Origin of the sequence: Aminobacter sp. BE322 (genome assembly GCF_050433525.1) — a bacterium.
Taxonomy (GTDB): domain Bacteria; phylum Pseudomonadota; class Alphaproteobacteria; order Rhizobiales; family Rhizobiaceae; genus Aminobacter.
The window spans coordinates 197,546-206,336 of the sequence record NZ_JBNPXB010000007.1; the positions used below are offsets into that span (position 1 = coordinate 197,546).

13 protein-coding genes and 1 pseudogene are annotated in these 8,791 nt (G+C 65.1%); all 14 read right to left on the reverse strand.

From position 1 onward, the window contains the following. Positions 1-134 precede the first annotated feature (134 nt). Positions 135-779 carry an antitoxin of toxin-antitoxin stability system gene (locus tag J2X50_RS13195; protein ID WP_429095526.1) on the reverse strand — a complete coding sequence of 215 codons (645 nt, stop codon included), beginning with the start codon at positions 777-779 and terminating at the stop codon, positions 135-137. Further along, positions 772-1,188: a hypothetical protein gene (locus J2X50_RS13200; protein WP_429095527.1), complete on the reverse strand. Its 417-nt coding sequence runs from the start codon at positions 1,186-1,188 to the stop codon at positions 772-774. Before J2X50_RS13200 ends, J2X50_RS13195 begins: the two co-directional genes overlap by 8 nt. Positions 1,189-1,257: 69 nt before the next feature. Further along, on the reverse strand, positions 1,258-1,815 hold the full coding sequence (locus J2X50_RS13205) for a hypothetical protein (protein WP_429095530.1): 558 nt from the start codon (positions 1,813-1,815) through the stop codon (positions 1,258-1,260). A gap of 127 nt (positions 1,816-1,942) precedes the next feature. After that, positions 1,943-2,311: a thermonuclease family protein gene (locus tag J2X50_RS13210; protein WP_429095533.1), complete on the reverse strand. Its 369-nt coding sequence runs from the start codon at positions 2,309-2,311 to the stop codon at positions 1,943-1,945. 176 nt (positions 2,312-2,487) lie between these two features. Further along, a complete protein-coding gene (locus J2X50_RS13215; protein ID WP_336741421.1) occupies positions 2,488-2,652 on the reverse strand; it encodes a hypothetical protein in 165 nt (54 codons plus the stop codon). A 426-nt stretch (positions 2,653-3,078) separates the two neighbouring features. Then, on the reverse strand, positions 3,079-3,372 hold the full coding sequence (locus tag J2X50_RS13220) for a hypothetical protein (RefSeq protein WP_429095536.1): 294 nt from the start codon (positions 3,370-3,372) through the stop codon (positions 3,079-3,081). Further along, positions 3,372-3,638 (reverse strand): DUF6117 family protein, encoded by a 267-nt coding sequence (locus tag J2X50_RS13225; protein ID WP_429095539.1) that lies wholly within the window; start codon positions 3,636-3,638, stop codon positions 3,372-3,374. The genes J2X50_RS13220 and J2X50_RS13225 overlap by 1 nt, the downstream gene beginning before the upstream one ends. Before the next feature lie 68 nt (positions 3,639-3,706). Continuing rightward, a complete protein-coding gene (locus tag J2X50_RS13230; protein ID WP_429095540.1) occupies positions 3,707-4,183 on the reverse strand; it encodes a hypothetical protein in 477 nt (158 codons plus the stop codon). A gap of 103 nt (positions 4,184-4,286) precedes the next feature. Further along, positions 4,287-6,434: a ParB/RepB/Spo0J family partition protein gene (locus tag J2X50_RS13235; protein WP_429095542.1), complete on the reverse strand. Its 2,148-nt coding sequence runs from the start codon at positions 6,432-6,434 to the stop codon at positions 4,287-4,289. 114 nt (positions 6,435-6,548) lie between these two features. Then, positions 6,549-6,953 (reverse strand): response regulator, encoded by a 405-nt coding sequence (locus J2X50_RS13240; protein ID WP_429095544.1) that lies wholly within the window; start codon positions 6,951-6,953, stop codon positions 6,549-6,551. Between the two features lie 119 nt (positions 6,954-7,072). Then, the gene (locus tag J2X50_RS13245; protein WP_429095545.1) at positions 7,073-7,414 is read right to left on the reverse strand and encodes a hypothetical protein; all 342 of its coding nucleotides are present in this window, start codon (positions 7,412-7,414) and stop codon (positions 7,073-7,075) included. Positions 7,415-7,490: 76 nt separating this feature from the next. Then, a complete protein-coding gene (locus J2X50_RS13250) occupies positions 7,491-7,889 on the reverse strand; it encodes a hypothetical protein (RefSeq protein ID WP_429095547.1) in 399 nt (132 codons plus the stop codon). Positions 7,890-8,105: 216 nt separating this feature from the next. Further along, the gene (locus J2X50_RS13255) at positions 8,106-8,477 is read right to left on the reverse strand and encodes a DUF2958 domain-containing protein (protein WP_429095549.1); all 372 of its coding nucleotides are present in this window, start codon (positions 8,475-8,477) and stop codon (positions 8,106-8,108) included. Next, positions 8,474-8,701: pseudogene (locus tag J2X50_RS13260) on the reverse strand (zincin-like metallopeptidase domain-containing protein); the annotation flags it as partial. The gene J2X50_RS13255 and the pseudogene J2X50_RS13260, both read right to left, overlap by 4 nt. Between the last annotated feature and the right edge of the window lie 90 nt (positions 8,702-8,791).

Below are 8,791 nucleotides of genomic sequence, written 5' to 3' on the forward strand. Positions count from 1 at the left end.
AGGATCGAGCCTAAGCGGCGCTCTCTCTCGACCGCACCGGCTCAAATCCCTTCCGGCCGCTCTCTCCCTCTCAAGCCGCGGCGTAAGCAGGCATGAAACGAGCGCCCGGTCGCGAGGTGGGGCGCTTGTCGGGATCAGCCGAAGCGGCGGCCGTTCTCGGTGAAGGTGTATTCGTTGGCGGTGATGGTCTCATCCACCGCCTCATCCGAGGAGAGGTAGTCGTATTCGCGTTCAAGCTGGCGGTAGAGCCAGCGGGCCAGATCGCGCAGCGCCTCGGTGATGACTTCCTCGGCATCGGCGGTCATGTCCTGATATGTCGGACTGTCGCGGGTGACGGAAATCGCCATGCAATACTCGTGGTAGTAATGCCCACGATGGCTGGCCTCGGCGCGAAGCTGGTAGAAATTGCGCCGCTGGACGCTCTGAAGGGCATCGGCGATGCCGTGCAAGATCGTATCCTTGGGCGCATAGGATCGAATCTCGGCCGAGGCGTTCTTCCGGTAGGCGTAATTGCCCTCGAACGACGCGCCATCGCCCTGAGACCATAAGCCCCGGAACCAAATACAGGGCTCCTGCCGCGACCCGCCGCCCAAGAGCCGGACGGTGCGCGTCTTGAAGCGGATGCCGAGGATCTCCGCGATCCGCTGGAAATCCTCATAGACGGCATCATACCAGTCGTAGTCGAAGCCGCCCTCACGATACCAGGCACGGGCCTTCTCCTTCGCGTCGTCGGACAGTTCGTCGAGCCGATAGACGGTGGTTTCGATGACCTCAGGCATCGGGATCACCTCCATCCAGCACTTCGGCGAGCCAGCCATCGGTATAAGTCCAGCCGACGGTTTCTCCGGTGGCGAGATCGAGCACATGCGCACCGCCGCCGAAGCCGTCGATTCGCGGCCTCGAACAGGTGTTGGTGTACTGAAAACCCCACAATCCAGTCAGGCCGAATTCACGGGCGCAGCGTTTGACGAATTGGATGACATGCTCGGGATCGCCGGTGACGTCATCGCGCATCCAGAGCTGCGTGCCGCCAAGCTCGGGCTGGATCGACAGAAGAAAACCTTCGGAAGGGGGATCTTCGGCAGCGTTTTCCTCGGATAATCTATTGAAGAGGTCGAGCGCGCGGGCGACGTTCTCGGGCGTGCCTACATCGAGCAGGCACGAAAAATGGGTGAAGTAGTCGGCCATGTCAGGCTCCTGAAACGAGAAAGCCCGGCGCGAGGCCGGGCGAGGATGAGTGGAAGGCAGCGAGAGGGATCAGGCGGCCTGTGGTAGACGCAGAAGCTCGGCGGCGGTCTCGCGCCAGAAGGGATCAACCAGCCGGGCCTCGAGCAGGCTGGCACGGAAGCGGAGATCGCGGGCGGATGCCGCGTCGCCGCGCCCGGATGCGGCAAACGCCATGCCGCGCAGATGGCTGGCCTCGGTGACGACACGGCGGGCCTCGGCGTCGGAAGCGACGGGTTGCTGCCAGAGGACGATCCCGGCCCGGATCTCTCCGGCGAGAACCAGGCTGTTGTCGCTGTCCTGAATGATCATGATGCGCGGGCGAAAGCGCAGCGTATCGTCCGAGCCGATGCGGACGTCGCCGCGCGCGACGCGCTGGCTGGCGAAGGTCATGGCGTCTTCGGGAGACGGGCACTCGCCGATTACGACCGAGCGGTCGAAACCATCGGCATCACTGAGACCATCGTAACGGGCGGTGCCAATGCAGGAGATGCGCAGGGGCAGCCTCTGGGCGCGGGGCAGCCGAGGCAGCACCTGCTGCGCGACGATTTCGCCGATGGGGGCGAACGCAGTTTGGCGGGATAGGGTCATGGGAAATACTCCGCGACGGACGGCGGGAGCCTCTCTCCCGCCTGCAACCCGTCACGGCCAACCCAGCCGCACTCTCTCTCCTTCGCGATGGAGGATGGTTCCGGTCTGCGCCGGAATGATCCGACGCTCAGCACCAGGGCTCGCGCCGTCCGGTCCAGGTTCGAGCGAGTCCTCCGCTGACAAGAATATCGCCGACGTCATGGCCTTCGACGCGGATCGCCGCCAGGGTCCGGCCATAGCGATCCGTGCCCTGACGCAGGATTTCAACGCGCCGCCCATGCAGGAGGTCGGCGAGCCTGGTCTTCGCTTGCAGCGCGAGATCGGATTCATAGGCGCATTGCCCCTCGATCTCGGGGGCGTCGATATTGAAGATCCGAATCGCTTCCGCTTGCTGTGTTGTGCCCAGGCGGATGGAATCTCCATCCCAGACCCGGATTTCGGCCGGTTCGCAGGATGCCGTGCAGAGCAGAACTGAAACGACGATATGGCTGAGCATGGCGAATGGCTTTCATCTTGAAGGTGCGAAATCGGCGTGATTGTCGACGGTTCTTTCCGATGCGGACCGAAATCGCAACGATGTCCGGCACGCAAGCGGCAATCGGCGGCGATTGACGGGATGAAGGCCCGGCGGCGCTTGGGCACCTGGCCGTGGGGGTGAGGCGCTTTCGCGCCTCAGCTCCAGGGATCGAGTTCCAGCTTCACCATGTCCTCGTCACCGTCGAACTCGTCGGCCGGCATGGCGGCATGGGTTCCGTCCCCGGCCTGGAACACGACGATCGGGACCATCAGCGTGGTGGCGAGGCTGGCGGCGAAGGCGGTGGCATCTGCATAGGACATCTCGTTCCGGCTCCTGTCTTTGGAGGCGGGGGACCATCCCCCGCGCGACAGGCGCCCGACGTGTCTGACCGGATCTGCAATCACCCTCGCGCGTTCGGGCTTGTCCCGAATCCCCGAGGGCGGCACGCGCGCGTAAGCCGACCCTCCACGGGTTGATTGACGAAGAGACGGTCGGACCAAGGTTCGCGAATGGAAGCGGGGGTGGTGCTTTGCCTCTGACAGATGCCGGAAACCCGTCGTAGATGTCCCGCCGCGCCAGCCTCGTTTCCGCGCTGATTTTCAGAATGTGATTCAGGCCGGGGATCGAACCCGTTACCCCGGCAACGGCAAACGGACGGCGCAATGGTGAAACTGGAACTCGATCCATCGCTGCCTGCGCAGCGATATCCGACGGTTCCGGTGCCCAGGTGCGGTTTTCAGGGCCGGTCAGTTCCAGAGCCCTTCGGCGATCTCGCGGGCGATCATCGCGCGGGCCTTCATCATCACATCGTCGCCGGAGGTGTCGATATGACCGTAGAACCGCGCCTGGGCGCCACATGCCGCCCAGTCGGCATAGCGGCAATATTCGCGGGCATCGAGCCGGAACGCACGCATGTCCTCGGCCCAATGCGGCTTCGGCTCAACAACGACGGTGATGCCGCCGCGTGTTTCCTCCCACGGAAGTGAGCGTTCCGAGGCAGGATTGCGGCGGTCGTCGGCGAGGATTTCATCGAGCGTCATCAAGATGCGCCTCCATCTCCGGCGGTCTCGATGAAGCCGGCAGCATCGTCAGGGTCCGGCGGCAGATAGGCGTCATAGGGATTGCCATCGGCCAGATGGCCGAACGGCGTGAAGACGTAATCGCCGCGGTCGCGACCGACCGCGCACAAGACGTAGCGGACCTCGCGGGTTGCGGCGTCGAGACATTCCATAAGCGCCACGTTGCCGTCACCGGCGGCGCGCAGCAGGGTATTGAAATTCGTTCGGACGGGATCGGGAATGGCCATGGCTTCTCCTGAAACGAAAATGGCCCGCTGTCGAAAGACAGCGGGCCATGTGGATGGGGTTATGTGGATCACGCGGCGGCACGACCTTCGACGACATCGGCGCCAGCCTCGTCGGCGGTGATCTCCTCGACACGGGCGCGGCTATATCCTTTCTTGGCCAGCCAAAGTTCGGCCGCCTCGCGGTTTTCCGCTAGGTGCAGCAACTCGACGTTCTCTCCGACATCCTGAACCACGCGGACCTGACCGATCTGCGGGCGCTCGATCACCCGGAACCTCAGATCGCTGTTGATGCCGTAGCTGCGCATGACAGTGATGAGGATGATACCGCCTTCGCCGAAATCGCCCTCATGCAGGGTGAAGGACGGCGGGGTCGTGTAGGTCGGACGCTCGCGGCCGGGCTCCTTGCGCACAAGGCGGCCGACCCCGTTGCGGGATTTCCACGCGGCGAGCTTCTTCGTGAAGCGCGCGGGCGGCTTCGGTTGGCCGTCACTATAGGCCACGAGCGAGCCAAGGGGGGCGATGTCAAAGATGAGGGAAGCGGACATGAAACTGGTCTCCTGAAACGAAAAAGGCCCGGCGAGATGCCGGGCCTTGAGGTGGAACGGGATGGAAAACGGGGCGACCGAAGCCGCCCCGCTGGTGCGCGCATCACTCGGCGGCGACGAGGGCCGCCGGATCGTCGGCGGCCTCGGCCGCGTCCTCGTCGTCTCCGGCGAGGAAGTCGGGCAGAGCCACGGTGTCCTCATCCTGATCAACCGCGCCATCGACAGCCTGCGCGTCCATGGCGGGGCGCAGCGGTTCGGGCAGCCAGCCTGTATCGGCCAGTAGGCGTTCGGCCTCCTTCGCCATGTCGCCCTTCTTGAGATGCGCGATGAGATCGGCGGCCCGATCGCCAGCACCCTCGCGCACCGCTTCAAGGATGCGGGCCTTGGTCACGCGGCCCAGGTAGTTCTCGACCGTGGGCCTCCAGCCCGCTTCGACGAGATCGAGGCCGGTAGCCTGGGCCAGCCGTTCGGCCTCGGCCATGCGGCGGTCGAGACCGTGCTGGGAGATGCCATTCCCAGAATAGGGGTTGGGCCGCTCGTAGAGCGCGTTGACGCCGAAGCTGACGCAATGGGCGAGCAATGCCAGGCGGCTGGCATCGTCGAGGCCGTCGATCCAGTCCCAGAGGCGATCGTCATCGCCCGAGGGGATGTTGCCCCGCCAGGCTTCCCCGCGCTCGTCGATCATCTTCGCGGCGGCACTGTCCGCGAGTCCGGTCGCATCGGCCGGGAGGTAGATGTGACGCACGGCGGCATAAAGGCTCGTTCCCGAGGTGGAGGTGCGCTCGAAGGTGTCGAGGACGAGCTTGTGCAGCAGGGCCGTCATGGCGACGTGCGGATTCCCGGCGAGCGCATTGCGCAGCGCCAACGTCCGCCAGGCGGTCAGGTCCGTCACCAGCCGCTCGGGCAGCGGCTTGACGGCATCGTCCTCCTCCTCGTCGCCGTCCGGGACCGGCTCGCCGCCGACAGTAATGACGGCGCGCTGCACGGCATCGGGATCGGACGGGTCCGCATCGTCTCCGGCATCTTCGCCATCGACGGTCTCGGGTTGCTCGTCCTCGGGGCGGACGTATCCGCTGCTGACGATCAATTCGCCGTCGCGGCCGATGCTGACGAAAACACCGGCACGGGCGATGTCTTCCGGCGCGAAGGTGACGGGCCGGTTCTCGAAGGCTTCCAGCTCGGCCTCGATTTCGCCGAGCCGCTGGTCGACGTCATCGGGCAGTTCCTCGGCCTCGGCGTATTGCGATTCGAGTTCGTCATACTCGTCGCGCAGCGCCTCGCGGGTGGCGCGTTCCTCGTCGGTCAGCTCCTGGGTCACGCCGACCAGCCTGCGCAGGCCGTTGGCGTAGCCGTAGGGAAGCTCGACCGCGGCGTCGATCCACTTCCAGCCCTGACCCGCAATCTCGTCGGCAACGGTGCGCAGCTTCTCGTCGACCAGACGATCGAGAAGCGTGACGTCCTGCAACCAGCCGCCGTTCTCGTCGGAGAAGAGGTCGCGCAGCATCGGGCCGCCTGCCGTTTCATAGGCTTCGACGCCGACAAAGCGGGCGCGCTTGTCGGCGGCCGGAACCGTGGTCTCGGTCAGCATGTTGCGAATCTGCCAGGGCTCCTTCTGCCAGGAATTGCTGACGCGCTCCCAAACCTGTTGCTGGCGCTCATGGTCGGGGTTTACGGTAAAGGCTTCCAGCATCGCCAGCGTCATTTCATTCCGCGCATAGGCGTCGAGCAGGGACGGCGCGACGGTCGCAAGACGAAGACGCTGCATGATGTAACGCGGCGTGGTCCGCCAGGCGTCGGCGATCTCCTCCTTGGACATGCCCATGTCGAACATCCGCTTGAACGCCTTGAACTGGTCGAGCGGATGCAGCGCAAGGCGCAGCAGGTTTTCGGCCAGCGAGTCGTCGACGGCCGAGGTCTTGGCATCGGCCTTCTTGACGATGCAGGGAACGAGGCCATCGGCCGGGAAGCGACCGGCTTCCACGAGGCGCGCGATGGACCTGTATCGCCGGCCGCCGGCAGGGGTCTCGAAATCGCCGGTCTCGTTGCCGTCCTCATCGAGGATGGCACGAACATTGAGGCCCTGGACGAGATCCTCGCGACGGTCGATGTCATGGGTGAGTTCGTCCAGTCCGGCCTCAACGTCGATCTCGCGCACGTTGTCGGCGGATAGGCGAATACGGTTGAAGGGAATGTCACGCGCCCGCGAGAACTCGATCATCTGGAGGGCGGGCTTCTTCTTGGCACGAGCCATGGTGGTTTCTCCGCGACGGACGCCGAGAGCCTCTCTCTCGACCCTTAATCCGTCACGAAAACCCCTTCCGCTCTCTCACTCTCGCCGCCGTGGCGGCAAGCTGTGGCCGGCGGTTTACCTCCCAGCCGGTCCCGTGGCGGCAGATCCGAGATGATGACGTATGCGCTCGGCAAGGCGCTGGTGGTCGTAAGGCTTGCCGATCGGCCCCTCGTCGCAGAGCGACATGGCAGCCTCGATTTGCTGGACGACGCCGGAGGTGAGGATGATACGAACGCCCGGCCGGTATTCACGGACCCATGCGGCGAGGCCGAAGCCGTCCATGGCGCCCGGCATCTGGATATCGGAGAAGAACAGATCGATAATCTGATCGGATTCAAGGGCAGCAACCGCTTCGGCCGCATTGCCCGCCTCGATGACATGCCAGCCACAGCCGCGCAGATAGCCTGCGATGTCGATGCGAATAGGAAAGTCGTCCTCGACGACGAGGATGGTTTGTGGTTGGTCTGATGCCGTAGGCAAGCGTGCTCCCCCCGCTATTGCCCACCTCCGATCACTTGCGCCACCGACGACTGCAATAGTCGTTCTTCGGTTATGAACAGCAACTGCCGAAACAGATAAAAGTTCCGGCAAATCGGCGTTTAGCCGATTACGATGCGCGGTCGAGGTGCATTGACGCCGTATTTGCGGCGCAGCGCCTCGATGGCGCGATCCTGCCGCTCGGCCTTGCGGTCGAGCCGCGTCAGTTCGGCGGAGGTGATGCCGGCGAGCGCTTCGAGGATGCGCTGGTATTCGGCCTCGTCGGCGCCGGTCCAGCGGCTCATGCGGCGATGGTAGTAACGTGCCTTCGGCCGCCTGCGGATCGTCTCGGCCTCGGCATGGTCGCGCATGCGGCGCTCGATGCCGGCGATGTTGCGCCGGGTTTGGGCCAGCGCGTCTTCCATGCGTGCCAGGGCGGCGCGCAGCGCGTCGCGGGTCATCATGATGATCTCCATGTCGATGGGACGCCGGCTCGCCGAGTGGGTGCGGCGCGGTTGCGTGGAAAGCGACGGCCGGCCGTCAGGGACCGGCCGGATCGTCGTCGTCACGGAAGCGCGGCGGTATCTCGTCCTCCGGGCCTTGCCAGAGCACGCGGTCGCCGCGCCAAATGGTGACGAAGCCGCCGCCCTTGGGAGCAGGCTTCGGCGGCGCGGGCTCAAAATTGCGGCAACTGAAATTCCCAGCCGTCCCCGAGAAGGCGGGGATAGTGGAGTTGCCGAGCAGCACGCGGTCGCATGTTCCGGCGGGTTTCCTGACGCGGCGGCGGGAGCGGCCGAGCCGGAACAGCTCGTAGTCGCGCTCCAGGTTTTCGGGCGGCGGCGACCAATGACGGCAGTCGCGGCAGCGGCCCGGCCGATCCGGCACCGGATCGTCGAGCGGCGGCCCGCCATTGTGGCCGGGTTTGGCAGGTCCGGTCATGTCGGCCTCCCGCACCGGTCCTTCCGGCCAGCAGCTAGCGCCCGATCCCGACGCATGTGGCCGATCGGGCCATTGATCTCGGCGGTCATGCGCGCGTCATAGAGCTTGATCGGCGTATCGGCGCCCCGAAAGCCAAGGCGGGCGGAGAGGAACGCGACCCGCGCAAGGCGGCGGTCGGGATCGGCGGCGCGGAGCGTCCGCCAGAGCGGCCCATCATCACACACCCTCCCATCGCGATTGCCGCACTGTGCGAATGATCCGCTCGGCGCGGCGGATACTGCCGGCTTCCCGCGCGGCCTCGACCCAGACCGAGATCGGGAAGTCGCTGGTAAAGAGAATGTCGCGTTCGATGCCGAGCCCGAAAGGCAGGCGCACCGACGTCATCTCCTCGAGCGAGAAATAGCCCAGTTCCGGCTCGCCGAGGTCGGCCAACCCGAACATCGTATCGCCGTCGGCGTCGAGTTCGGTGGCGAGCCAGACGCCTTCGCCGAGGGGATTGAAGAATTTGACGACCGGCACATGGTCGGTGTCGCGTTGGCGGCCATTGGCGAGAAGCTGCGCGCGCAACTCGTCGGTCAGGAGGATCATGCCGCCCTCCTGTCGATTGCATCTGCGTCGGTGTCGGAAGCCTCATCGTCCAGCAGGAAGGACAAGATCCAGTCGGCCGCCTTGCTCGCCTGCGAGGCGGCACGGACGATTGCGCGGTTGTCCTCGCGCAGCACTTCGAGCCAGGCGCCGATGTAGTCGGCATGGCGCACGGTCGGCACGATGCCGAGTGAGGCGCAGCAGAACGCGGCGCTCATCTCAGCGACTTATCTGAACAGTCAAGCTGTCTCAGCGGACTTTCATCAGCCGAAACCAGCCGATCTGGCGGCGTTGCGCGGTTTTAGAACGGGTGAGAC

Excerpts from the sequence above, each read along its gene's own strand:
- J2X50_RS13195 (WP_429095526.1), bottom strand. The coding sequence starts at position 779 with ATGCCTGAGGTCATCGAAACCACCGTCTATCGGCTCGACGAACTGTCC.
- J2X50_RS13200 (WP_429095527.1), bottom strand. The coding sequence starts at position 1,188 with ATGGCCGACTACTTCACCCATTTTTCGTGCCTGCTCGATGTAGGCACG.
- J2X50_RS13205 (WP_429095530.1), bottom strand. The coding sequence starts at position 1,815 with ATGACCCTATCCCGCCAAACTGCGTTCGCCCCCATCGGCGAAATCGTC.
- J2X50_RS13210 (WP_429095533.1), bottom strand. The coding sequence starts at position 2,311 with ATGCTCAGCCATATCGTCGTTTCAGTTCTGCTCTGCACGGCATCCTGC.
- J2X50_RS13215 (WP_336741421.1), bottom strand. The coding sequence starts at position 2,652 with ATGTCCTATGCAGATGCCACCGCCTTCGCCGCCAGCCTCGCCACCACG.
- J2X50_RS13220 (WP_429095536.1), bottom strand. The coding sequence starts at position 3,372 with ATGACGCTCGATGAAATCCTCGCCGACGACCGCCGCAATCCTGCCTCG.
- J2X50_RS13225 (WP_429095539.1), bottom strand. The coding sequence starts at position 3,638 with ATGGCCATTCCCGATCCCGTCCGAACGAATTTCAATACCCTGCTGCGC.
- J2X50_RS13230 (WP_429095540.1), bottom strand. The coding sequence starts at position 4,183 with ATGTCCGCTTCCCTCATCTTTGACATCGCCCCCCTTGGCTCGCTCGTG.
- J2X50_RS13235 (WP_429095542.1), bottom strand. The coding sequence starts at position 6,434 with ATGGCTCGTGCCAAGAAGAAGCCCGCCCTCCAGATGATCGAGTTCTCG.
- J2X50_RS13245 (WP_429095545.1), bottom strand. The coding sequence starts at position 7,414 with ATGATGACCCGCGACGCGCTGCGCGCCGCCCTGGCACGCATGGAAGAC.
- J2X50_RS13250 (WP_429095547.1), bottom strand. The coding sequence starts at position 7,889 with ATGACCGGACCTGCCAAACCCGGCCACAATGGCGGGCCGCCGCTCGAC.
- J2X50_RS13255 (WP_429095549.1), bottom strand. The coding sequence starts at position 8,477 with ATGATCCTCCTGACCGACGAGTTGCGCGCGCAGCTTCTCGCCAATGGC.